18 protein-coding genes are annotated in these 24,556 nt (G+C 67.7%); 6 read left to right on the top strand and 12 right to left on the bottom strand.

Annotated elements, in window-relative coordinates:
• Positions 1 to 51 precede the first annotated feature (51 nt).
• The 5 genes from ACN6PJ_RS16830 to ACN6PJ_RS16850 all read left to right on the top strand — a co-directional run bounded on the left by ACN6PJ_RS16830 (position 52) and on the right by ACN6PJ_RS16850 (position 6,634).
• A complete protein-coding gene (locus ACN6PJ_RS16830) occupies positions 52 to 1,353 on the top strand; it encodes a UDP-N-acetylglucosamine 1-carboxyvinyltransferase (protein WP_427996989.1) in 1,302 nt (433 codons plus the stop codon).
• 266 nt (positions 1,354 to 1,619) lie between these two features.
• Complete coding sequence (locus ACN6PJ_RS16835; RefSeq protein ID WP_427996990.1) at positions 1,620 to 3,011, top strand: FAD-binding oxidoreductase; 1,392 nt, start codon at positions 1,620 to 1,622, stop codon at positions 3,009 to 3,011.
• Positions 3,012 to 3,043: 32 nt separating this feature from the next.
• Positions 3,044 to 3,979 (top strand): SMP-30/gluconolactonase/LRE family protein, encoded by a 936-nt coding sequence (locus ACN6PJ_RS16840; RefSeq protein ID WP_427996991.1) that lies wholly within the window; start codon positions 3,044 to 3,046, stop codon positions 3,977 to 3,979.
• 206 nt (positions 3,980 to 4,185) lie between these two features.
• Positions 4,186 to 5,583 carry an HdeD family acid-resistance protein gene (locus ACN6PJ_RS16845; RefSeq protein ID WP_427996992.1) on the top strand — a complete coding sequence of 466 codons (1,398 nt, stop codon included), beginning with the start codon at positions 4,186 to 4,188 and terminating at the stop codon, positions 5,581 to 5,583.
• Positions 5,584 to 5,632: 49 nt separating this feature from the next.
• Positions 5,633 to 6,634, top strand: coding sequence for a DUF4105 domain-containing protein (locus ACN6PJ_RS16850; protein ID WP_427996993.1), 1,002 nt, complete (start codon positions 5,633 to 5,635; stop codon positions 6,632 to 6,634).
• Here ACN6PJ_RS16850 and ACN6PJ_RS16855 read toward each other — a convergent pair.
• From ACN6PJ_RS16855 to ACN6PJ_RS16905, 11 genes are all read right to left on the bottom strand, one after another.
• On the bottom strand, positions 6,631 to 7,926 hold the full coding sequence (locus ACN6PJ_RS16855) for an acyl-CoA thioester hydrolase/BAAT C-terminal domain-containing protein (RefSeq protein WP_427996994.1): 1,296 nt from the start codon (positions 7,924 to 7,926) through the stop codon (positions 6,631 to 6,633). The two genes, ACN6PJ_RS16850 and ACN6PJ_RS16855, sit on opposite strands and share 4 nt — an antisense overlap.
• A 9-nt stretch (positions 7,927 to 7,935) precedes the next feature.
• Entirely contained in the window at positions 7,936 to 8,922 is a 987-nt protein-coding gene (locus ACN6PJ_RS16860) for a Bug family tripartite tricarboxylate transporter substrate binding protein (protein WP_427996995.1), read from the bottom strand.
• A gap of 147 nt (positions 8,923 to 9,069) precedes the next feature.
• Positions 9,070 to 9,627 (bottom strand): DUF1415 domain-containing protein, encoded by a 558-nt coding sequence (locus ACN6PJ_RS16865; RefSeq protein WP_427996996.1) that lies wholly within the window; start codon positions 9,625 to 9,627, stop codon positions 9,070 to 9,072.
• Positions 9,624 to 11,093 (bottom strand): M20 family metallopeptidase, encoded by a 1,470-nt coding sequence (locus tag ACN6PJ_RS16870; RefSeq protein WP_427996997.1) that lies wholly within the window; start codon positions 11,091 to 11,093, stop codon positions 9,624 to 9,626. The genes ACN6PJ_RS16865 and ACN6PJ_RS16870 overlap by 4 nt, the downstream gene beginning before the upstream one ends.
• Positions 11,094 to 11,222: 129 nt before the next feature.
• Positions 11,223 to 12,512 carry a hypothetical protein gene (locus tag ACN6PJ_RS16875; protein WP_427996998.1) on the bottom strand — a complete coding sequence of 430 codons (1,290 nt, stop codon included), beginning with the start codon at positions 12,510 to 12,512 and terminating at the stop codon, positions 11,223 to 11,225.
• Between the two features lie 175 nt (positions 12,513 to 12,687).
• Entirely contained in the window at positions 12,688 to 14,313 is a 1,626-nt protein-coding gene (locus ACN6PJ_RS16880; RefSeq protein WP_427996999.1) for a methyl-accepting chemotaxis protein, read from the bottom strand.
• Positions 14,314 to 14,418: 105 nt separating this feature from the next.
• Positions 14,419 to 15,390: an NAD(P)-dependent oxidoreductase gene (locus ACN6PJ_RS16885; RefSeq protein ID WP_427997096.1), complete on the bottom strand. Its 972-nt coding sequence runs from the start codon at positions 15,388 to 15,390 to the stop codon at positions 14,419 to 14,421.
• The gene (locus tag ACN6PJ_RS16890; protein ID WP_427997000.1) at positions 15,386 to 16,816 is read right to left on the bottom strand and encodes an aldehyde dehydrogenase family protein; all 1,431 of its coding nucleotides are present in this window, start codon (positions 16,814 to 16,816) and stop codon (positions 15,386 to 15,388) included. Before ACN6PJ_RS16890 ends, ACN6PJ_RS16885 begins: the two co-directional genes overlap by 5 nt.
• Before the next feature lie 31 nt (positions 16,817 to 16,847).
• Positions 16,848 to 17,444, bottom strand: coding sequence for a thiamine pyrophosphate-dependent enzyme (locus ACN6PJ_RS16895; protein WP_427997001.1), 597 nt, complete (start codon positions 17,442 to 17,444; stop codon positions 16,848 to 16,850).
• Between the two features lie 14 nt (positions 17,445 to 17,458).
• Positions 17,459 to 17,974 (bottom strand): thiamine pyrophosphate-binding protein, encoded by a 516-nt coding sequence (locus ACN6PJ_RS16900; RefSeq protein WP_427997002.1) that lies wholly within the window; start codon positions 17,972 to 17,974, stop codon positions 17,459 to 17,461.
• Between the two features lie 30 nt (positions 17,975 to 18,004).
• Entirely contained in the window at positions 18,005 to 19,216 is a 1,212-nt protein-coding gene (locus ACN6PJ_RS16905) for an ABC transporter substrate-binding protein (RefSeq protein ID WP_427997003.1), read from the bottom strand.
• Positions 19,217 to 19,388: 172 nt separating this feature from the next.
• Here ACN6PJ_RS16905 and ACN6PJ_RS16910 point away from each other — a divergent pair, with 172 nt between their 5' ends.
• Positions 19,389 to 20,315, top strand: a complete 927-nt coding sequence (locus ACN6PJ_RS16910) for a LysR family transcriptional regulator (RefSeq protein WP_427997004.1) — start codon at positions 19,389 to 19,391, stop codon at positions 20,313 to 20,315.
• Positions 20,316 to 20,428: 113 nt separating this feature from the next.
• Here ACN6PJ_RS16910 and purL read toward each other — a convergent pair whose 3' ends face one another.
• On the bottom strand, positions 20,429 to 24,478 hold the full coding sequence (gene purL, locus ACN6PJ_RS16915) for a phosphoribosylformylglycinamidine synthase (RefSeq protein ID WP_427997005.1): 4,050 nt from the start codon (positions 24,476 to 24,478) through the stop codon (positions 20,429 to 20,431).
• Positions 24,479 to 24,556: the final 78 nt, after the last annotated feature.

Consider the following 24,556-nt stretch of genomic DNA (forward strand, 5'->3'; position numbering starts at 1 on the left):
GTGGACGCTACAATTCCGCCCATTGCTCTCCAACCCGCAGCCCCCTTCCCAATGTCCAATCTCATCGTCCACGGCGGCACGCCCCTGCGCGGCCGCGTCATTCCTTCGGCAAACAAGAACGCGGTGCTGCCCGTGCTGTGCGCCACTCTCTTGACCGACCAGCCCCTGCGGCTGCATGGCGTGCCGGACATCACGGACGTGCGCAAGATCCTGGACATCTTCCGCACGCTGGGCAGCGACGTGCGGCTGGACGAGACCACGCGCACGCTGGACCTGCACCATCGCGACACGGTCTTCGACGCCGCCTTGCACCGGCTTCCCGAGGAAATGCGCTCCTCCATCATGCTGGTGCCGCCGCTGCTGGCCCGCTTCGGCGTGGCGCGGCTGGAGGACAACGTCAAGGGCTGCACGCTGGGCGTGCGCGAGATCGATCCGCACGTGGATATCTTCCGTTCGTTCGGCGGCGAGGTGGAGCGCGCGGCGGGCTCGCTGCTGGTCCGTAGCGGCGGGCCGCTGAAGCCCACCCACCACTGGCTGGACTACGCCTCGGTGACCACGACCGAGAACTTCGTGCTGTGCGCCGCCGCGGCGCAGGGGGAATCCACCCTGACCAATGCCGCCTCCGAACCGCATGTGCAGGAGTTCTGCCGCTTCATGGCCATGATGGGGGCCGATATCGACGGCATCGGCACGTCGCGCCTGACGGTGCGCGGCGGCGCCCGCCTGCGGGGCGGCGAATTCACCTTCGAGGAAGACTTCCACGAAATCACGACCTTTCTTGCGCTCGGCGCGATCACGGGCGGGGATGTGGTGGTGCGCAACAGCACCCCGGGAAATTTCCCGCTGATCGACCGCACGTTCGCCAAGTTCGGCGTGCGGATCGTGCATGAGAACGGTTGGTCGCGCGCGCTGCGCCAAGGGCCGCTAAAGGTGCAGACGCCCTTCACCAGCAACGTGCTGACCAAGGTCGAAGCCGCGCCGTGGCCGTATTTCCCGGTGGACCTGCTGCCGATCTTCATCGCGCTGGGCGTGTGCGCCGAGGGCAACGCCATGTTCTGGAACAAGGTCTACGACGGCGCGCTGGGCTGGACGGGCGAACTGTCCAAGTTCGGCGCCCACGTGTTCTCATCGGATCCTCACCGCGTGATCACCTTCGGCGGCACCCCGCTGACGCCGGCGGTGGTGGAAAGCCCCTACATCATCCGGGTCGCGATCGCGCTCTTCATGATCGCCAGCAGCATCGAAGGCCGCTCGGAGATCCGCAACGCCACCCCGATCCGCCGCGCGCACCCGCGCTTCGTCGAAAACCTGCGCAGCCTCGGCGTGCAGGTCGAGTGGACCAGCGAGGAATAGCCCCCGCCGGGCCAGGCCCGGCCGGCGGGAAGTGCCCGAAGCGGTGCTGCCAGCCGGCCGGCGCGGGCCTATACTTTGCTGACACGCACGCTCCATTAACGCGTAATGGGAGCCCGCCGACTTGCTCCTGGCGCGACGCGCCGGATGCGTGGTGCACCAGGGTCATGGCCCTTTTCACAGGAGGCGGATGCCATGTCGCGCCCCGCATGCAGAGACGGCTCGTTTTAGACACAGTCTAGGAATCGGCACCTTCAAGGAGGTGTGTGATGAGCAAATTGTCCAATGACGCGCTGGACGCCCTGGGGGCGTCCGCGCGGGGCCAGGTGCTGGCCCCCGGCGCGGCGGGCTATGACGACGCCCGCAAAATCTGGAACGCCATGATCGACCGCCGCCCGGCGGTCATCCTGCGGTGCGCAGGCGCCGCCGACGTGCGCCACGCGGTGGATTTCGCGCGTGCCAACGGCCTGGTGCTGGCCGTGCGCGGCGGCGGCCACAACATCGCGGGCACCGCCGTCTGCGACGGCGGCATGATGATCGACCTATCCCCGATGAAGTCCGTGCGGGTAGACCCCCGGCTCGCCAGGGCCTATGTGGAGCCGGGCGCGACCCTGGCGGACGTGGACCACGAAACCCAGGCCTTCGGCCTGGCCGTGCCGCTGGGCGTCAATTCGACGACGGGGGTGGCTGGCCTGACGCTGGGCGGCGGATTCGGCTGGCTGACCCGCAGGTTCGGCCTGACCATCGACAACCTGGTCTCGGCTGACGTGGTCACCGCCGACGGCGGCTTGCTGCGCGCCACCGCGCAAGACAACGAAGACCTGTTCTGGGCGATCCGCGGCGGCGGCGGGAATTTCGGCGTGGTCACGATGTTCGAGTTCCAGTTGCACCCCGTCGGGCCGATGGTGTACGGAGGGCTGGTGGTGCTGCCGCTGGAACAAGGCAGGCAAGCCCTCCTGAAATACCGCGAGGCGCTTGAAACCATGCCCGAGGACCTGACGGTGTGGGCGGTATTGCGACTGGCGCCCCCGCTGCCCTTCCTGCCGGAGTCCGCGCACGGCAAGCCGATGCTCGGCTTCGCCATCTGCTATTCGGGCGATCCGGATCAAGGGCCGGCCGCCGTGGAGGCGGTGCGCGGCTGGGGCCAGCCTTATGGCGAGCATCTGGGGCCCATGCCCTACACGGCTTGGCAGAAGGCCTTCGATCCGCTGCTGACGCCCGGGGCCCGCAATTACTGGAAATCGCACAACCTGGGGTCGCTGCAGGATGGGCTTATCGACGCCATCATCGATGCCGTCGAGAACCTGCCCTCGCCGCAATGCGAGATATTCCTGGGCCATATCGGCGGCGTCGCGATGCGCGTGCCCGTTCCGGCCACCGCCTATCCGCACCGCGCAGCGCAGTTCGCGATGAACGTCCACGGCCGGTGGGATGCCCCGCAGGATGACGACCGCTGCATCGCGTGGGCGCGGGCGCTGTTCCGCACGACGGAGCCCTATTCGCAGGGCGGCGTGTACGTGAACTTCCTGACGCAGGACGAGCCGGAACGGCTCGGCGCCGCCTATGGGCAGAACTTCGAACGCCTGGTGCGCGCGAAGACCCGCTACGACCCTGGCAACCTGTTCCGCCATAACCAGAACATCCCGCCCGCCGCGTCGTGACGACGGCCGGCCCCGCCCCAGAAGGAAGACCCATGTGGCAACCCAGCGAGAGCTATCCGGATCCGGCCGTCGAAGTGCTCGATCCCCGCTTCCTGAAATACCGCATCGACAATGCGGCGATCGAGCGCCTGGCCACGGGCATCCGCTATGGGGAGGGGCCGGTCTGGTTCGGCGACGGCCGGTACCTGCTTTGGAGCGACATCCCCAACAGCCGCATCATGCGCTGGGACGAGGAAAGCGGCGCCGTCTCGATCTACCGCCGCCAGGCGGGCTTCGCCAACGGCAATACCCGGGACCGCCAGGGCCGCCTCGTCACTTGCGAGCACGGCGGCCGCCGGGTGGTGCGCACGGAGTACGACGGCACGCTGACAGTACTGGCCGACCGCTACGAGGGGCGGCGGCTGAACTCCCCCAATGACGTCGTCGTGAAAAGCGACCATTCGATCTGGTTCACGGACCCCGTCTTCGGCATTCTCAACAATTACGAGGGATACAAGTCGCAGCCCGAACTGCCGACCCACGTATACCGCCTCGATCCGGAAACCGGGCGCCTCGACGTGGTCGCCTCGGACATCCTGAATCCGAACGGGCTGTGCTTCTCGCCCGACGAAAGCCTGCTGTACATCGCCGAGAACGGCTCCCAGCCCAATCGGATCCGAGTCTACGACGTCCGGGACGAGCGGACCCTGGCGCAGGGGCGCACTTTCGTGGACGCCGGCGACCAGGGGATACCGGACGGCATGCGCTGCGATATGGAAGGCAATGTCTGGGTGGGCTGGGGACCGGACCCCGCCCTGAACGGGGTGATGGTGTTCGCGCCGGACGGCGTGCCGCTGGGCCGCATCGCCCTGCCCAACCGCTGCGCCAACCTGTGCTTCGGCGGGCTCCGGCGCAACCGGCTCTTCATGGTGGCCGGGCAGTGCCTCTATGCGCTGTACGTGGACGCGGCGGGGGCCGCCCGCCCCTGAGCGGCGGGCCGGCGCGCGAGCATTCGACGGGCCTGCGCGCGCCGCGGCGAAACATTTACTAACGTGAATGGCAAAATATCCCATTGACGGGATTTGCCCTGGCCCTTATTTTCGACCGATTCGGCGCCTGTCATGAAGCGGCAGCCGAAAACCGGAAAATCCCCCCTATCCCCACCCCCGAATACGCGGCAGGAGCGCTGAGAACGATGGGCCACCTGGTTTTATTGCTGCTTGGTGTCGAATATCTGCGCAAACGGGCTCGCGGCCTGTTGATTATCGGTTGGTTATTCCTGATTGCGGGTGTCCTGCTTTTCATCGATGCGCTGGACAACGCGATTTATTTTCCACTGAATTTCTTCGCCGCGATCTTCGTGATCGAGGGCCTGGCGACACTGGCCATCGCCAAGTCGGGGGTAGGCGGGCAGCGGGTGCTGCGCTATGCCAAAGGCGTAATCGTGCTCGCCGCCGGCATCCTGGTGCTGGCCGGCCACCATCACGGGCATTTCCTGCTGTCCATGATTTTCGGCCTGCTGTTCCTGGTGGACGGGCTGTTGCAGTGCACGGCCGCCTATGTGGTGCGCTATGAGCGCTGGCGCTACGTTTTCGCCTCCGGCGTGGCCGAAATATTGCTGGCCATTTTCTTTTTCCAGCCCTATCCCACCCATTATGTGGGAACCGTGCCCTACTGCCTGGGGCTGTTCCTGGCATTTTCCGGGCTCAAGCTGGTGGCGCTCGCCTATCGGGTCCGCCGCCTGGATTCGAATCCTGCCCTGGACGCCAACCCCCATCCGGACTTCATGCCCACGCGCGCCGACGGCCCGCCGCAAACGGTATTCGACGGCCCTCCCCTGGCGTCCGAGCGCGCGCTGACGGTTCACGTCTGGACCCCGTCCGGCTCGGCGAAAACGGAAACGCGCAATTATCCGGTGGTGGACCGCTACATCGCGGCCGTGGACATCAATGGCGTGGTATCGACCGGCCATGCGGCGATGGAATCGCCCGAAGGCGTATATATCAGCCTGTATCCGGCGCAGGAAATCGACCACTCCCCGGAACAGTTCGGCACCTTGCTGCGCGCCACGGCCGACAATAACGTCCCCGGCGTATTCCAGCCCGATTATCCGACCGAGTCCAAGGCATGGTGCCCGTCCACCATGCAAGTGCGCATCCGCAACTACGACGCGGCCAAGCTGCAGACGTTCTGGGACGAGTACCGCAAGGACACGACCTACAACCTCACCCACCGGAACTGCTCCAGCTCGGTGGCCAACGGCCTGGAAGCTGCGCTGGACGGCGTCGTGGGCCGCCTGCACGGCCCCACGGCCGGCTGGCGCGTGCTGCTGCGCCTATTGCTGACGCCGGAACTCTGGGTGGCGGCGCAGATCCGCAAGCGCGCCCTGACCATGGCCTGGACCCCGGGCCTGACGCTGGACTACGCGCGTGCGCTCAGCATGCTGGCCGACCCCCGCCCCTTCGGCTGGTGGAAGATGTCGCAGCAGGCCCTGCGCCAGATCGCGCGCCTGCGCGCCGGCTGGCGTAGCCAGGACCGCGAGGCCGTCGCCCGCAACACCCGCGACGAATCCTCGCAAGAGGTCCGGCCATGACTGCCGCCGGCGCTCCACGCCCCCGCTGCGTCCCGTTCGCGACCGCGCCATGATCCTGCAAGCCGCGATCGGTCTGGCCGTGCTGGCCGGGGCGGGCTGGGGCGCGCTTGCCCTCTGGTTCCAGCCGCCATTCGGTCCGCGCGCCCGCGGCGCCCTGCCCGCCGCCTGGCTGGCGCTGGCCGCCGCCGCGCTGGCCGGCCTGGTCCGCGGCAGCCTGCTGCCCGCCGCGCTGTTCGGCGCGCTGCTGCTGGGGCTGCTGGCCTGGTGGCGCCTGGCCGTGCGCCCGTCCAACGAACGCCAATGGATGCCCGAGGTCGCCCGCCAGACTCACGGCACGGTGGACGGCGACATCGTCACCCTGCACAACGTGCGCGACTTCGAATGGCGTGCGCGGGACGACTACGACGAGCGCTGGACAACCCGCGTCTACGACCTGTCGCGCCTGGCGTCGGTGGACCTGGCGCTGTCCTATTGGGGACGGCCCGCGATCGCCCACGCCATGGTGTCGTTCGGGTTCGACGACGGCCAGTACGTGGTGTTTTCGGTGGAGATCCGCCGCAAGCTGCACGACACGTTCTCGGAGATCGGCGGATTCTTCCGGCAATACGAGCTGGCGGTGCTGGCATCCACCGAGGAAGACAGCCTGCGCGTGCGCACCAACGTGCGCGGCGAGGACGGATACCTTTACCGCGTGCGCATGCCCGAAGGCGCTGCCCGCGAGCTGCTGCTGTCGTACGTGGCCACGGCCAACAGGCTGGTGCGCAAGCCGCGGTTCTACAACACCCTGACCGCCAACTGCACCACCATCGTGTACCGCCTGGCCGACCAGATCGTGCCGGGCCTGCCGATGGACTACCGGCTGCTGCTCTCGGGCTATCTGCCCGAGTACCTGTACCGGCTGGGCGCGCTCGATGGCGCGGACAGCCCCGAAGCGTACCGGCGCGGCGGCCGCTATACCGAGCGGGCCCGCGCCACGCTCGATGCCGCGGACTATTCCCGCAACATCCGTATCGGCGTGCCCGGCGTGAAGACGAGCGGCGATTCGGCCTAGGCCGCCGAGGACTCCCGGCGCAGGAAGTCCAGCACCGCCAGATACGACCCTTCGTTGCCCGCCGCATTGGCGGCCGGCGAACCGCCCGCGTCCAGCAGCAGGCCCGACATTGCGTGCGGCTTGCTGATCAGGGTCGCGGGCAGGTAGGGATAGTGCACGTGGTGGCCGGCCCCCATGCAGACGTGATGGAAGGTCGGCAGGCCGTCCGCGAGGCGCCGCCGCATGACGATCTCGGAATAGGCCGTGCTGGGCCAGAAGCCGTCATCCGACGCGCTGACCAGCATGACGGGGCCGGGATAGCGCTCGATCGGGATGCGCGCGCGCTCGAAGGCGGCGCTGTCGCGCGTGGCGCTGAGGAAAGCATGCGTCTGGCGGTACGGCGGATCCGAGGCGTAGGCGGCTTCCCAATCGGCGCTGGCGTTGTCCTGCCACAGGTGCGGCAGCGGTTCCCCGGCCTTGGTCCAGACCTGGGCATTGCGGCCGGCGCCCGGCGAGCCGGCGCTGACGACCCCGTGCATGACGGGCGACGGCACGTACGCGACCACGGCGCTGACCAGCTCGGGATAGTGCGCGGCCACGAGCAGCGAGGTCTCGCCTCCCCGGCTGATGCCGGACAACGCCACGAAACCATCGCGCGGCGACAGTTCGGCGCGCGCCCAGCGCAAGGCCTGCTCGAAATATTCCAGCGGCATGTCGTTCAGGTACTTGGGCCGGCCTTCGTAGTTGAAGATGGCCAGCGCCAGGCACTGGTAGCCGCGGGCCGCGAACAGCGCCGCGCGCGGCGCGTTGACGCCGCCGGAAGACCCGTTCATGTAGATCACCAGCGGATGCGGCCCCGGGCCCGCCGGCGTGTAGAGTTCGCCCGACAGCATCATGCCGCCTAGCTCCTCCCGCACGGCTCGGTGGGTCACGCCGTCGGCCAGGAACTCCTGCACCAGCCGGGCGGTGGCCGTGTGGCGGCCGTCGCTGGCCTCGATATGGATGGTCAGCGGCTCGGTGCGGTCCGGCGGAAACACCACGCTGTCCACGTCGCGGCAGGCCATCGACCACACGATGCCCATGGCGGAAGGCTCGGCATAGCTGCCGGAAACCGGGCAATCGCGCGACAGGTCCAGGCTGCCGTCGTGGCCGGCGACGAACACGGCCTGCGAGCGCCATGGGGCGCCGCACATCCGCATGCTGGCGGTGACGGTGATGAAGGCGTAGGCGGGGAATCCGTCGATACGGATATCGCGCGCCACGTCGACCAGGGCGCGCTCGGGGCTGACGATGATGCGGGGCGGTTCGGTCACGGCGGCTCCTCAGCTCTTCAGGTCGGTCTTGGGCACGCCATTGGCCTTGATGACCTGCGCCCACATGGCGGATTCCTCGGCGATGACGCGGTCCAGGTCGGCCGACGAGGTGAATTCAACGGTCACGCCCTGATCCGCGAACTGCTGCACGAGGCCGGGATCGCGGGTGCCTTCGCGCACCGCGTTCTCCAGCGTCTTGACCACGGGCGCCGGCATGGCGGCTGGGCCGGAAATCATCATCCGGGTATAGAGTTCGAAACCGTCCACGCCCGCTTCCTTCATGGTGGGCACGTCGGGCAGGCTGGACAGGCGCTTGTCGGCCGTGACCGCCAGCACCTGCAGCTTGCCCGATTTGATGTTGGGCAGCGCCGAAGTGGGGAAATCGAAGGTGCTCTGCACCGTGCCGGCCATGAGATCCAGCAGCGCGGGGCCGCTGCCCTTATAGGGCACGTCCTGGAACTGCGTGCCGGTCTTGGACTGGAAATGCAGCAGCGCCAGGTGATTGATCACGCCGCGCCCCGCGTGCGCGCACGTGATGTCGCCGGGCTTCTTCTTCGCCAGGGCGATGAACTCCTGCACGTTCTTCACGCCTAGATCGGGATGCACGATCAGCAGCATGGGCGATTTGCCCATCGACCCCAACTGCTTGAAGTCCGACTGCTGATAAGGCAGGTTGTTGTAGAGCAAGGGGTTCAGGATCATGCCGTTGGTGCCGGCGAACCCCAGCGTGTAGCCGTCCGGTTCGGCGCGCGCCACCGCCACGGTGGCGATGATGGCCTGCCCGCCCGGCCGGTTTTCCACGACGACGCTCTGCTTCAGCGTCTTGCCCATGCGCTCGGCCAGGGCCCGGGCCGCGATGTCGGTCAGGCCGCCCGGGGCGAAACCCACCAGCAGGCGCACGGGGCGCGTCGGGAATGTGTTCTGGGCCCAGGCCGGGCGCGAAATCAGGGGCAGCGCGGCAAGCGCGCCCAGGGCATGGCGGCGGGTGAATCGCATACGGCTCTCCAGGCAACGGACGGACGAGAAAAACGTATGTTGTATGCAATACCAGGGGCGGGCTATCTAGGGATATCCCGACATCCCCTGGCGAGCCGTCGCCGGGATATTCCGCAGGACGGTATTTGGTATGCGATCTGGCCCCTGCTAGGGCTTCGTCATCAGCTTCTTCCACCCTTCCAGGCCCAGCCGGCGCATCGTCTCGATGTTTTTCTCGTAGATCTCGGCGGCGTCGGGGAAGGACTCCACCGCGCGGTCGATGCTGTCTTCGCGCAACAGGTGCAGGATGGGATACGGCGAACGGTTCGTATAGTTGGAGATATCGTCCGGCTCGGTGTCCGCGAACTGGAATTGCGGATGGAAGGTGGCCACCTGCAGCTCGCCCACCAGGCGCATGCGCTTGAGCAGACGGTCCGAGAGGTCCTCGAAGTCGTTGAACTCCAGGAAGTCGTCCAGCGCGTCGGGGATGATCAACAGGGTCGTGTCGATCTGCTCGGGGTCGGTTTCGGCCAGCAAGGCCAACTCGTCCTGCAGATCGGTCAGCACGCCCTCGGCATCGGTGGCGTCGCTGACGGCGAAGCGGATCTGGTCCTTGACCTGCACCGCCTTGGCGAAGGGACAGAGGTTCAGGCCGATGACGGCCTGGTTCAGCCAATGCCTGGTTTCGGCAACGACATTGGCGTAAGCGTCGGAAGTGGAAATCATACCGGCATCGCCGCCATCGTCTGCGCCACCGCGGCGGTCAGCTTCTTGCCGTAAGGCACGTGCAGGAACTCGTTGGGCCCGTGCGCGTTGGACTTGGGGCCCAGCACGCCGCAGACCATGAACTGGGCCTTGGGGAAGCCTTTCTGGAGGATGCTCATGAGCGGAATCGTGCCGCCCTGGCCGATGTAGCCGCAGGGCGCGCCATAGTACTGCTGGGAGGCGGCGTCCAGCGCCTGGGTCAGCCACGCCTCGGACGCCGGAGCGTTCCAGCCGGTGGCCGCGCCTTCGTTGGCCTTGAAGATCACTTTGGCGTTGTAGGGCGCGTCCGCTTCCAGCAGCGCCTTGATTTCCTGCGAAGCGGCAACGGCGTCCACCAGCGGCGGCAGGCGCAGCGACAGCTTGAACGCGGTGCGCGGACGCAGCACGTTGCCGGCGCTGGACAGCGGCGGCAGGCCTTCGGCGCCGGTGACGGACAGGGTCGGGCGCCAGGTGCGGTTCAGCAGCGCCTCTTCGGGCTCGGTCGTCATGGGCAGCACGAAACCGCCTTCGGCGCCGCAGCTCCAGGGGAAGCGGCGCCAGACCTCGTCGCCCAGGATGCGGGCGGTGGCATGCACCTGCTCGATGCGGTCGGCGGGGATGTCGCAGTGCAGGCTCTGCGGCAGCAGGCGGCCCGTGGCGCTGTCTTCCAGGCGGTCCAGCAGATGGCGCAGGATGCGGAACGACGAGGGCACGACGCCGCTGGAGTCGCCCGAGTGCACGCCTTCATCCAGCACCTGGACTTCCAGCGTGCCGGCCACCATGCCGCGCAGCGAAGTCGTCATCCAGAGTTGATCGTAGTTGCCCGCGCCCGAATCCAGGCAGACCACCAGCGCCACGTTGCCCAGGCGGTCGCGCAGCGCGTCCACGTAGGGCAGCAGGTCGTAGCTGCCGGATTCCTCGCAGGTTTCCACGATGCCCACGCAGCGCGGGCGCGGAATGCCCTGTTTGTCCAGGGCCATGATGGCGGTGAGCGATGCGTAGACCGCGTAGCCATCGTCCGCGCCGCCGCGGCCGTACAGCTTGCCGTCTTCGTACTTGGGCGTCCAGGGGCCCAGGCCGGCGCGCCAGCCCGAGAATTCAGGCTGCTTATCCAGGTGGCCATACAGCAGCACGGTGTCGCCGTTGTCGCTGCGGGTGGCGGGCGCGTCGAAAAAGATCACGGGCGTGCGGCCCGGCAGGCGCACGACTTCCAGCTTCAGGCCCGACACCTTCTGGGCCTCGACCCATTGCGCCGCATCGCGCACCACGCGTTCGATGAACGCATTCTTTTCCCAGTCGGCGTCGAAGGCCGGGCTCTTGGCGGGGATCGCGATGTAGTCGGTCAGCGCCGGAATGATCTCGTTGTCCCATTTGTCATCCACGAAAGCCTGCAGGGCCTTCGGATCGAGGGTGGGAGGAAGAGCGTCGTCGGGGATGCGTGCGTTCATGGCGCGGAATCCTGTGTGCGGGAGGGATGGGCAATCCGTTATTTTATGCCCGTCCGGCGCAGCCGGGGACGGCGGCCCGGACGCGCCGCGCGCCAGGCCCCGTCCCGCCCGCAGAAAACGCAGCCCGCGTTACTGGAAGCGCGTCAGGTGGATCAGCAGGGTCCGGTCCGGATTGGCCTGCAGCACGGCGGTCAGGCCCTGCTCGTAGTCGGGCATGGTCAGGTCGTCGAAGACTCGCGTCTGGTATTGCCCGCCGCCGTCCTTGACCGTCATGGAGAAGGATGCCTGCCGGTCCCCGACCTGCAATGTGGGCACGCCCACGTCACCCCCGGTCCGCGCCGGGACGATCGCCGCCACGATGGCGCTCTTGGGCACCCCGCGGGTCGAGCACTCCGTGCTCAGCGTGGGATTGCCCAGCAGGCTGGCGACCTCCAGTTGGTCCGCGTCGTCCAGTTTCTTGGGGTCGATCACCAGGATCGCCGTCTTGAACAGGCGGTCCGCCACCGTTTTCGCGCCCGGAAAGCCGGTCTCGCCCTGCCGTTCCGCCGCCACCGCATGGCAGCCGCGCGACGCCCTGGTGGTCAGCGATTCCAGCACCTGGCCCAGCCGCTGCGGGTTGCCCAGGTCGCTGGCGGAAATGCGCACCACGTTGCTGCACACGACCTGGTTGCGACCGTCGTCGGCGCTGACGATCGCGTCGTTGCCCAGCGTGCTTCCCGGACGCAGCCCGCCCTGAATCCGGCCGCTTACCTGGTGCGGAGTCGGCACAGAAAACGACGACGGGGAATGGCCGCCCGGGCTACCCGGAATCTGGATGGCGCCTTCGGCCCGCATATGCAGCACCTGCGTCTGCCGCGGGGTGGCCTGCGGCACCTCGGGCGGCTCGGCCTTCAGCTTGCCGATCAGGTCGGCCAGCAGCTCGTTCGCCTGCTGCATCGCCACGTGGCGGTCCGACATGACGACCATTTCATCCTGGACTTCGCCCAGGCAGTCGCGCAGCCGGGAGGCGTCCGAAAGCGTGGGCGTATGCCGGGGCCGGACCAGGGCCAGGGCCTCGTCCAGGCGGTCGCCCACCCGCGCCAGGCGCTCGCCGTGCTCCAGTTCTTCCTGCGCCAGCGCCTGCAGCACTTGCTGGCATTCGTGGACCAGTTGCTGCTGGGAGAGGATTTCTCTCGCCCCGTTCGACACGGCCCCCGCGCTCGGAATGATCGCGTTCCGATCCGTGAAATCCGGCCTGAACGAGGTGGGGTATTGGGCTTCCAGGTCGTCGTGCTGCCCTTGCTTGGCGCTGTCGATCCGCTCCAGCAGCTCGGCCAGCGCGGTGTAGCGCTTCACGGTCTGGATGTGATCCTGCCTGAGGTCCTGGACTTCACTGCTCAGGAGCGTAGCGCCTGATCGCAAAGCGGCAATGTCGTTCATTGAAATTCCCCTTGGCTCAGTGGGCGGGAGCGCGGAAGGTCGGCTCCCCCCAACTTGAGTAACGGATCCGTCGCGCCGGTTCCGGCCGCGATGAATCGGGGGACGCGCTGAGGGCGCGGGGCCCGTGCGGCGGGAAGCGCCCGGGCGGTGCCGGACCTCCCCGCCTTTTCGGCGATCAGGCGCCGATCAGCGCCGGCTCGGCGCCGCGGCCCAGGGCGGGCGCCTCGGCGTCGATCACCTGCCCGGCCTGAAGCTTGAACACCGCCACGGCCTCGCGCAGGCGTTGGGCCTGGGTCTCCAGCGAGGCCGCGGACGCGGCGGCCTGCTCGACCAGGGCCGCGTTCTGCTGCGTCACGCTGTCCATCTGCGACACGGCCTGGTTCACCTGCTGGATCCCCTGCGACTGCTCTTCCGAGGCGCTGGAGATCTCATTGATGATGTCCGTCACGCGGCGCACCGAGGTCACGATTTCCTGCATGGTGGCGCCGGCGGCCTCCACCTGGTCGGAACCGACCGACACCTTCTGCACCGAGTCGTCGATCAGGCCCTTGATTTCCTTGGCCGCGGCGGCGCTGCGCTGCGCCAGGGCGCGCACCTCGCTGGCCACGACCGCGAAGCCCTTGCCCTGCTCGCCCGCGCGCGCCGCTTCCACGGCCGCGTTCAGCGCCAGGATGTTGGTCTGGAAGGCGATGCCGTCGATCACGCCCACGATGTCCGCGATACGGTTGGAACTGTCGGCGATGCCGCGCATCGTGCCGACCACATCGCCCACGGCCCGGCCCCCGCGCGTGGCCACTTCGGAAGCGGCCATCGCCAGCTCCGAGGCGCTGCGCGAGCTTTCGGCGTTGTTGCGCACCGTGGACGACAGTTCGTCCATGCTGGCCGCGGTTTCCTCCAGGGAGGCGGCCTGCTGTTCGGTCCGGGACGACAGGTCGATGTTGCCCGCGGCGATCTCGCGCGAGCCGGTATGGATTTCCTCCACGCCCAGGCGCACGGCGGACACGGTGCGGGCCAGGCTGTCCTGCATGCGCTTGACCGCGCCGTACAGCACGCCGATTTCATTGTTGCCGCGCTGCTCGATGCGGTTGGTCAGATCGCCCGCGGCGATGCGGTCGAACAGGCGGCCCGCCTCGTGCAAGGGACGGAAGACCGAGCGCGCGAACACGGCGTACAGGCCCACGACCAGGACGCCGACGACGATCAGCAGGCCGACCAGCAGCGCGATCGCGCCGTCGATGCGGGTGGAGGCCTCGCGGGCCACGCGTTGGCCGACCTCGTCGGCGTAGTCCACGTATTTCTGGATGGAGGCGGTGAAGGTAAGGCCCAGTGGCGTCACCTTCTCGAGGTTCAGGCGGCCGGCCTCCTGCGCGTTGCCGGCGCGGATCGCCGCGATCATGGGCACGATGGCGTCACGGTGGTAGACGTCGTAGGCCGCCAGCGCGGCGTCGAACAGCGGCTTGCCTTCGGCCGAAGTCTCAGGCGTCTGGCGCGCCGACTGGATCAGGTCGGCGGCCTTCTTGGTGTAACCCTCCAGGCGCTGCATGCTGGCCAGGTTGTCGATGCGCTTTCCTTCCATCAGCGCGGTCTGCGCCGCCAGCAGCACCAGCCGGGCGCGCAGCAGTTCGGCGCCGGCGCCGTCCACGGCATTGGCGCGGACCAGGTTGGTGTCGAGCAGCAGCTCGATGGAGCTGCGGTTGGAGGTGAGCTGCTGGTGGACCGCGACGCCGGTCACCAGGAAAAGCGAAAAGAAAACGACTAAAGCGGTCGTCAAGACCGCGCGGATACTTAAATTCTTGAACATTGGGGGGGCACTCCGGGGGGTTGCATAAAGCTCCCCCCTATAACGGCGCCCTGCAATGAAAAGTTAAATATCTCATTGAGTTACGCGCCGCTCTCCGTCCCCGTTTCAAGCCGGTTTCCAGCCCTCCGGCACGCGCGGCTTCTCGATCTGGGCGAAGTGGCAGATGGCGTCGGCGATGCCCGAGAAGTCGATCCCGCCGAACTGCCCCGCCCGGGCCAGGCTGAAGGATTCATGCACGGCGGCGGCCACGGGCATCGGCACCTTGGCCGCGTGCGCGGCGCCGACGATCAGCGACATATCCTTGTGCGCCAGGTCGATGGTGAAGCCCGGCGTGGTATCGCCCACCAGCACCTTGTTGGGGAAGTTCATCCGCAACTGGCCGTTGGAGGCCGAGGTGCCGTACAGCACCTGCAGGGTCTTGGTGATGTCCAGCCCGAAGCGCTGGGACAGCGCCAGCGCCTCGGCGTTGACCTGGCACAGGGTCACCGCCACGTAGTTGTTGACCAGCTTGGTGCGGCCTCCCGCCCCCACCGGACCGCAGTGGTAGGTAGTCGTGCCCATGGCGTCCAGCAGCGGCTTGACGCGGGTGAAATCGGCATCGCTCGCGCCCACCATGAACAGCGACTCGCCCCGGTCCGCATGCTCGGCCAGGCGCCCGACGGGCGCGTCCACCACGGACATGCCGCGGGCCAGCGCCTGTTCCTGCAGGCGGTCGGTCGCCAACGGGTCGATGGTGCTCATGTCCATCAGCAGGCTGCCCTTGGCCGCGTTCTCGAAGATCCCGCCGCCGCCCAGGGCGACCTGCTCGACCTCCTTGGAGGTGGGCAGCATCGTCACCACAATGCCGCAGCGCCGCGCCACGTCCGCCACGTCCGCGCCCTGCGCCGCGCCCGCCGCGGCCAATTCCTCCATGGCCTGCCTGTTGATGTCCAGGACCACGAGCTCGAACCCCGCCTTGCGCAGGTTCAGCGCCATGGGCTTGCCCATGCGCCCCAGGCCGATGAAACCGATTTTTTCCATGTCTGTCTCCTCTGGTGCCGGCGCTCGCGCGCCGGCGATGTGGCGCGATTGGTCAATAGCCGATGTAGGCGGTCTTGGTGGAGGTGTAGAAGTCCACCGCGTAGCGGCCCTGCTCGCGCGGGCCGAAGCTGGACGCTTTCACGCCGCCGAAGGGCACGTGGTAATCCAGGCCGGCGGTGGGCAGGTTCACCATCGTCAGGCCGCTGCGCACGTTCAGGCGGAAATGGTTGGCCAGCTTGAGCGAGGTGGTGCAGATCCCCGACGACAGTCCGAAAGGCGTATCGTTGGCGACCTCCAGGGCTTCTTCGTAGCCCGACACCCGGATGACCGCGGCCACCGGGCCGAAGATCTCTTCGCGGTTGATGCGCATGGCGTTGCTGCTTTCCGTGAACAGCGTCGGGCGCAGGAAGTGACCCGCGGTGGGCGCCTCGGCGCGCTTGCCGCCTTCGGCCAGGATGGCGCCCTCGGCGCGGCCCAGCTCGATGTAGCCCAGGATCTTCTCCAGCTGCGCGGCGTTGATGACCGGGCCGATCTGGGTGCCGGCCGTGCGCGGATCGCCCACCACCAGCTTGCGCATCCGGTCCGTGAGCGCCTGCACGAAGCGGTCATGTATGCCGTCGGCCACGATCAATCGGCTGGAGGCCGTGCAGCGCTGGCCCGCCGAATAGAAGGCGCCGTTCAGCGCGCACTCGACGGCCACGTCCAGGTCGGCGTCGTCCAGCACCACCAGCGGATTCTTGCCGCCCATCTCCAGCTGCACCCGTATCATGCGCTCGGAGGCGCCGGTGGCGATCTTGCGGCCGGTGGCGATGCTGCCCGTGAAGCTGACGGCGTCCACGCCGTCGAGCAGCGCCTGGCCCGCCGCCGCGCCGCCGCCGTTGACCAGGTTGGCCACGCCCGCGGGCAGCCCCGCCCGTTCCAGGATGGCGAAGAGTTCCCAGGCCGCGCCCGGCGTGTGCTCCGAGGGCTTGAGCACCAGCGTGTTGCCGAAAGCCAGGGCCGGAGCCATCTTCCAGGCCGGGATCGCGATCGGGAAATTCCAGGGAGTGATCATGGAGACCACGCCGACCGGATGGCGGCTGATCTGCACACCGATGTCCGGGCGCACGGACGGCAGGTTCTCGCCGCCATAGCGCACCGCCTCGCCGGCGAAGAACTGGAATATCTGGCCGGCGCGCATCACTTCGCCCACGCCCTCGGCCAGCGTCTTGCCGGCCTCGCGCGACACCAGCGCGCCGAGCTCGTCCTTGCGGGCAAGAATCTCATTGGCCGCCCGGAACAGGATGTCGCTGCGCAGTTGCGTCGTGCTGCGTTCCCAGCCGGGCGCCGCCGCGCGGGCCGCCTGGACCGCCTGGCGCATCTGCGCCTCGTCCGCGCAGGCGTACTGGCCGATCGCGTCGCCGGGGTCCGCGGGGTTCAGGTTCTCAAGCACGGTGGCGCCTTCCACCCACGCGCCGCCGATGTAGTTTGCTTTCTGCGTCACTGTCTGCTCCTGATCATGAATCGTTGATGGATCATGCATGGCCACCCTTGCCCTTGCCCAGCACCGCTTCACGGAACCGCGACCGCAGATAGGGGCCGTCGCGAGACGGCAGGCTGCCGGGCTCCGGGGCCGAAGACACTTTTAACACCAGGCATTGCAGGCCGGGCTGCCACAGCCCGGGAATGCGGTCGGCCAGTTCGGCCTCGCTGCGCAGCGTGGCCGAGTCCTCGATGCCGCAGGCGCGCGCCACCCCCGCGATGTCCACGCCCCGCCCGGAGTGCGCAGCCTGCATGCCGGTTTCGCCGTAGTGCTCGTTGTCGATCACGATGATTTTCAGGTTCGACGGCGCGCGCACGCCGATCGTGGCGAGCGCCCCCAGCCCCATCATCATCTCGCCGTCGCCGACGAAAGCCAGCACCTGGCGCGCCGGTTGCGCCAGCGCCAGGCCGAAGGCCACCATGCAGCCTCCGCCCATCGCCCCCCATACGTAGAAGTTGCGGTCGTCGTCGCCCGCGGCCGAGGTGTCGTAGGTGGGGTTGCCCAGGCTGGCGACCACCAGGGCGTCGCCGCGCTTTTCGAGTATCCGGGCCACCGCCGCCCGCCGGTTCATCGTCGCTTTCGCGTTCATATCGTCGCCCCGTCCTACTTGCTGAAGTTCTTGATTCCCAGGATGCGCTGGGAAATCACCACGGCCACCGGCCGGTTCGAATTGAACGCGAGCAGGCTGGCCGCGCGCACCGTCTCCGGCACGTCCTCGCCCCGCTCGACCCGCTGCACGTATACGCCGGCCCCGTGCAGCGCGGCTTCGGCGGACTGGCCCATCGGGCACTGCCAGGGATTGAACTCGCCCCATTCGCCCCGCATGGTGACCAGGCAGAGGAACGGCATGCGGCATTCCTGGATCAGCGCGAGCATATTGATGCAGTTGCCCACGCCGCTGGATTGCATCAGCAGCACGCCCTTGGCGCCGCCGAGCCAGGCGCCGCCCAGCATGGCCACGCCCTCCTCCTCCGTGGTGAGGGAAATCGCCTCCACCTCGGGATCCGCCTCGAACAGCTTGATCAGCTGGCTATGCCCCGCATCGGGCACGTACGCCATCTGCGTGATCCCGGCCTCTTTCAAGTTTCGATAGACCAACTCGGGCCAACTTTCCGCCATGATTCCCTGCCTCCGGTGTGTGGATGGAACTCAGATCTTCGCTTTCAGCTTGCAGATGCCGGGCTGGGTCGGCGCATAGGCATCCTCGCCCGGGATGGTGGCCACCTTCTGGTAGTAGTCCCATTCCCCCTTGGACGTCGCAGGCGTCTTCACCTGCATCAAATACATGTCGTGCACCATGGCGCCGTCCGCGCGGATGTACCCCTTGGTGAACATATCGTCGATCTGCATGGACTTGAGCGCGTTCATGACGGCGTCCGCATCGGTGGTGCCGGCCCGCTCCACCGCCTTCAGGTAGGTCGTGGTAGCCGAATAATCGCCGGCCTGGAAGGTGGTCGGCATCTTCTTGTTGCGTTCGTAGAAGCGCTTGCTGAACTCACGCGAGCGCTCGTTCAGGTCCCAATACCAGCCGTCGGTCAGGTACATGCCCGCGGTCGTTTCCAGGCCCAGGCTGTGGATGTCGGTGATGAAGACCATCAGGCCGGCCAGGCGCATCTTGTCGCTGACGCCGAATTCCTTGGCGGTCTTGATCGAGTTGATCAGGTCGCCGCCCCCGTTCGCCAGCCCCAGCACCTGCGCCTTGGAGGCCTGCGCCTTCATCAGGTAGGACGAGAAGTCGGACGTATTCAGCGGATGCCGCGTGGAGCCCGAGACCGACCCTCCGCTCGCTTTCACCACGTCCATGCTGGCCTTTTCCAGCGAATACCCGAATGCGTAGTCGGCGGTCAGCATGAACCAGCTCTTGCCGCCCTGCTGGACCATCGCCGCCGCCGTGCCGCGCGCCTGCGCCGAGGTGGAATAGGTGTAGCGGACCGTATAGGGCGTGCAGGCCTCCTCGGTCAGGCTGTCGGCGCCCGCCCCCGCGCTGATGAAGACTTTTTTCTTCTCGGCGGCGATCGTGCTGATGGCGAGCGAGGCCGAAGAATTGGAGCCCCCGATCACCAGGTCCACCTTGTCCTGATCCCACCATTGGCGCGCGCGGTTGGAAGCGATGTCGGCCCGGTTCTGGTGGTCGGACGACAGCACCTCGATCGGCTTGCCCAACACCTTGCCGCCGAAGTCGGCCACCGCCATGCGGATGGCATCCAGGCCGCCCGCGCCATCGAAGTCCGAATAGGGTCCGCTCATGTCCGTGACGAAGGCGATCTTCACCTTGTCGCTCTCGGCGGCCGCAGCCCCCGCCCCGCAAATGCCGACTACCGCCAACGCGACGGCACCTAACACTTTCGTACTGGTTTCCACGTCTTGTCTCCTCGCTGTGCCGGCCTTGCCGCAGGATCGCCAAGGCCATCTCTTTTTTTAATAATATATTCATCTACAATCTATTTTGATCATATCGTTTACCCCTAGGACAAGTCCTACACGAGGCCTGGCCTCCCTATAATCCGGCTATCAGCCACCTACGCGACACACTATGGATTTACGCCAGATCGAGTGCTTTCTATGCCTGTACCGCAACGGCGGCATGACGCGCGCCGCCGCCGAGCTGGGCATCGTCCAGTCCGCCCTGAGCACCCAACTGGCCAAGCTGGAAAAAACCTTGAAGGTCCAGCTGTTCGAACGCTCCAGCCGGGGGGTGACGCCCACGGCCGCGGGGGTCGATCTCTACAAGATGCTGCTGCCCCTTTCCAAGGAGGTCGAAAGCGTGCGCCAGCGCATGCTGGATCTCAGCGGCGGCACCTCGGGCCTGATCCGCGTCGGCACCGTGCCGTCGCTAGGCGCGAGCATCGTGCCGCGGGCGCTGTCGCTCTACAGCGCCGACAATCGCGACGTGACGATCCGGCTGACGGAGGCCTATAGCGCCGGGTTGGTGGAACGGCTGGACGCGGGCGAGCTGGACGTGGCCATCGTCAATCTGATCCAGCCGGTGCGCAGCCTGGAAACCACGCCGCTGGTCAGCGAGGAGCTGGTGCTGGTCACGGCTTCCGACAGCCCATTGCGCAGCGTGGAATTCAATGACCTGTCCATCGACACGCTGATCGTGCCTTCGTTGGGCCAGGGCCTGCGCGCGATCATCGATCCAGTGCTGAAGAAACGCGGCCCGGCCGCGCGCCCGCGCCTGGAGATGGACGCCCTCACCCCGACGCTGGAACTGGTGAAATCAGGTGCCTGGGCCACCATCCTGCCGATCAGCGCGATCGCGCACGAGTTGGACGCCGGCGCCCTTTCGGTGCGCCGGATCCACGCCGACATGCAGCGCCAGCTGGTAGTGGTGAATCATCCGCGCCGCCCGCTCAGCCTTGCGGCGCAACGCTTCGTCGCCGCGCTCGCGGCCGAGGCGCACGACGCCGTCACGCGCGCGCAACGTTTCATGAAATCGCTGAAACCGCAGAAGAAGTAGGCGAAGCTGCAGGTCTGGAAAGCACAAACCCCGCCGGCCGGACAAGAGATCCAGGCGGCGGGGTTGTCCGGGCCGGCCCCGGCGCCGCGGGCGCGGCGAGGGGGCCTCCCCCTTTATTTCAACCAGACGCGTGCATTGCGGAAAATGCGCATCCAGGGGCTGAACGCGCCGCCCTTGTCCGCATTGCCCCACTTCTCGGGCGCCCACGACATCATCACGTTGCGGGTCACGCGTTCCGGGTGCGGCATCATGACCGTGAAACGGCCGTCGGCCGTGGTGACCGAGGTCAGGCCGCCGGGGCTGCCGTTCGGATTGAACGGGTAGGCTTCGGTGGGCTGGCCGGCGTTGTCGATATAGCGGACGGCCGCCAGCACGCGGGCGGCGTCGCCCTGCTGCGAGAAGTCGGCATAGCCTTCGCCGTGGGCCACGGCGACCGGCACGCGGGCGCCCTCCATGCCGGCGAAGAAGATCGACGGCGACTTGGCCACTTCGACCATGGACAGGCGAGCTTCGTATTTTTCCGACTGGTTGCGCGTGAAGCGCGGCCAGAAGTCGGCGCCGGGGATCATGGGCGCCAGCGCGGCCATCATCTGGCAGCCGTTGCACACGCCCAGCGCAAAGGTATCGGGACGCGCGAAGTACGCGGCGAACTGATCCGACAGCTTGCTGTTGAAGCGGATGGTGCGCGCCCAGCCCTCGCCGGCGCCCAGCACGTCGCCGTAGCTGAAGCCGCCCACGGCCACCAGGCCCTGCGCCTGCGCCAGATCCACGCGGCCCGAGAGCAGGTCGGTCATGTGCACATCGATGGCTTCGAAGCCGGCGGTGTCGAACGCCCAGGCCATTTCCACCTGGCTGTTGCAGCCCTGCTCGCGCAGGATCGCCACGCGCGGGCGCTTGCCGGTGTTGATGAAGGGAGCCGCCACATCTTCCTGCGGGTCGAAGGCGACGTTCGGGCTCATGCCCGGATCCTTGGCATCGTTCCAGACGTCAAGCTCGGCCTGCGCGCAGGCCGGGTTGTCGCGGCGCGCCATGATGCGGTAGGACACCTCGCTCCAGGCGCGGCCGAGCTCGGCGCGCGGCTGGCCCCAGACCTTCTTGCCGTCGCGGTAGAACTCCACTTCGTCCGCGCCGTTCAGGCCGCCGATGACGTGCGAATGAGCCGACAGGCCCGCGCCGCGCAGCACCTGCATGACAGCGTCGCGCTGCGAGGCCGGGACCTGGATCACGGCGCCCGCCTCTTCCGAGAAGAGCGCCTTCAGCGTCAGTTCCTCGCGCTGCACCGCCACCTGTTCGGGGCGGATCTTGTAGTCGCCCCAATCCGCCGATTGCGGATCGAAGGTCAGCATGTCCAGGTTTACCGAGATGCCGGTGCGGCCGGCGAACGCCATTTCGGCCAGGGTGGCGAACAGGCCGCCGTCGGAACGGTCGTGGTAGGCCAGGATGGTGCCGGCTTCCGCCAGGGTGCGGATGGTGACGAAGAATGCGCGCAAGTCTTGCGGGGCGTCGATATCCGGCACGGTCTCGCCGACCTGGTTGTAGGTCTGCGCCAGGATCGAGCCGCCCATGCGATGGCGGCCGCGGCCCAGGTCGATCAGGATCAGCACGCTGTCGCCCGCGTCGGTGCGCAGCTGCGGCGTGAGGCTGGCGCGCACGTCGGCCACCGGCGCGAAGGCCGTGACCACCAGCGACACCGGCGCCACCACCTGGCGCTGCTCGCCGTCCTGTTCCCAGGAGGTTTTCATGGACAGCGAGTCCTTGCCCACCGGGATGGACAGGCCCGTGGCCTGGCAGAGTTCGCTGACGGCGGAAACCGTGTCGTACAGCGCGGCGTCCTGGCCGTCCACGCCGCAGGCGGCCATCCAGTTGGCCGACAGCTTGATGTCCTCCAGGCGCGCCACGTCGGCGGCGGCCAGGTTGGTCAGGGCTTCGGCCACGGCCATGCGGCCCGACGCCGGGGCGTCCAGCATGGCGATGGGGGTACGTTCGCCCATCGACATGGCTTCGCCGCGGAAGCCTTCGTAGTCGGCGAGCGTGACGGCGCAATCGGCCACCGGCACCTGCCAGGGGCCGACCATCTGGTCGCGGCTGGACAGCCCGCCCACCGTGCGGTCGCCGATGGTGATGAGGAAGGACTTGTTGGCCACCGTGGGGTGGCGCAGCACGCGGTAGGCGGCTTCGGTCAGGTCGATGCCGGCCAGGTCCAGCGGCTCGGACACGCCGGGCAGGCGCGTCACGTCGCGCGTCATGCGCGGCGGCTTGCCCAGGATCACGTCGATCGGCACATCGACGGGGCGGACCTCGGCCTCGCCTTGCGGGCGGGTCGTGTCCAGGCCGGGCAGGCCTTCGCCGTCGACCACGCGCAGTTGGCGCTCTTCGGTGGCCACGCCCACCACCGCGTACGGGCAGCGTTCGCGGCGCGCGATGGCGTCGAAGCGTTCGAGGTCCTTGGGCAGGATGGACAGGACGTAGCGCTCCTGCGATTCGTTGCTCCAGATTTCGGCGGGCGACAGGCCGGACTCTTCGAGCGGCACCCGCTTCAGATCGAAGATCGCGCCGCGGCCAGCGTCGTTGACCAGTTCAGGGAAGGCGTTGGACAGGCCGCCCGCGCCCACGTCGTGGATCGCGATGATGGGGTTGTTCTCGGCCTGCTGCCAGCAGCGGTCGATGACTTCCTGCGCGCGGCGCTCGATCTCGGGGTTGCCGCGCTGGACGGAATCGAAGTCCAGTTCGGCCGAGTTGCTGCCCATGCTGATGCTGGACGCGGCGCCGCCGCCCATGCCGATGCGGAAGCCCGGCCCGCCCAGCTGGATCAGCAGCGCGCCGGGGGGGATGACTTCCTTGTGGGTCAGGCCGGCGTCGATGCTGCCCAGGCCGCCCGCGATCATGATGGGCTTGTGGTAGCCCCAGCGCGTGCCGCCGGCGGTCTGCTCGAACGAGCGGAAATAGCCCAGCAGGTTGGGCCGGCCGAATTCGTTGTTGAAAGCGGCGCCGCCGATGGGGCCGTCGATCATGATGGACAGCGGCGACGCGATGCGCTCGGGCAGGCCGTGGTGATCGGCTTCCCAGGGCTGCAGGGCGTCGTCGAAGCGCAGGTGCGACACGGTGAAGCCGGTCAGGCCGGCCTTGGGCTTGGAGCCGCGGCCGGTGGCGCCTTCGTCGCGGATCTCGCCGCCGGCGCCCGTGGAGGCGCCGGGGAACGGCGCGATCGCGGTCGGGTGATTGTGCGTTTCCACCTTCATCAGCGTGTGCACGGTGGTGTCGCGGCGGATGTACTTCGCCCCCTCGGCGCCCTCGCCCGTCACGCCGGGGACGCCGGCCTGGAAGCGCTGCGCGGGGCCGCCTTCCATGATGGCGGCGTTGTCCGAATAGGCCACGACCGTGCCTTCCGGCTGCGCCTTATGGGTGGCGCGGATCATGCCGAACAGCGTGTTGGGCTGCTCCTGGCCGTCGATCACCCATTGGGCGTTGAAGATCTTGTGGCGGCAGTGCTCGCTGTTGGCCTGCGCGAACATCATCAGTTCCACGTCGGTGGGGTCGCGCCCCAGGTCCCCGAAGGACTTGGCCAGGTATTCGATCTCGTCGTCGGACAGGGCCAGGCCCAGCGTGACGTTGGCCTCGACCAGCGCCTGGGCGCCGCGCGCCTGCACGTCCACGGTGCGCATGGGCTTGCCCGCCAGCGGCTGGAACAGCGCCTGGCCATCGAAGCTGGCATCGACCACGGTTTCGGTCATGCGGTCGTGCAGGCAGTCGGCCGCGCGCGCCAGCATGGCGTCGTCGAAGGATTTGGCGCCCAGCAGGCCGCGCTCCGGCGTGATCACGTAGCGCACGCCGCGTTCGATACGGTGCACGGACGACAGGCCGCAGTTGTGGGCGATGTCGGTGGCCTTGCTGGCCCACGGGGAGATCGTGCCCAGGCGCGGGATGACCAGCAGCGCCAGGCTCTTGGCCGGCGCGTCGCCGGAAGCGGGCGTGCCGTAGTCCAGCAATTGGGTCAGTTGAGCCTGCTGCTCGGCCGTCAGGGCGGCGTCGGTGCTGACGAAGTGCTCGTAGCGAGCGGATATGTCGGCCACCGGCAGGCCGGCTTCCTTCAACTGCGCCAGGAGGCGTTCGCGACGAAAGGAGGACAGGACGGAGGAACCAGGCAGATGCTGAACTAGGGACACGATGCGGGCGCCGTATAAGGGAGAGAGGTGCAAAACGTGATTTTACCCGTTTAGGGGGTTTTCCCGGAGCCGCCGTTC

Source organism: Achromobacter sp., from assembly GCF_050285585.1.
Lineage (GTDB): Bacteria > Pseudomonadota > Gammaproteobacteria > Burkholderiales > Burkholderiaceae_B > Achromobacter.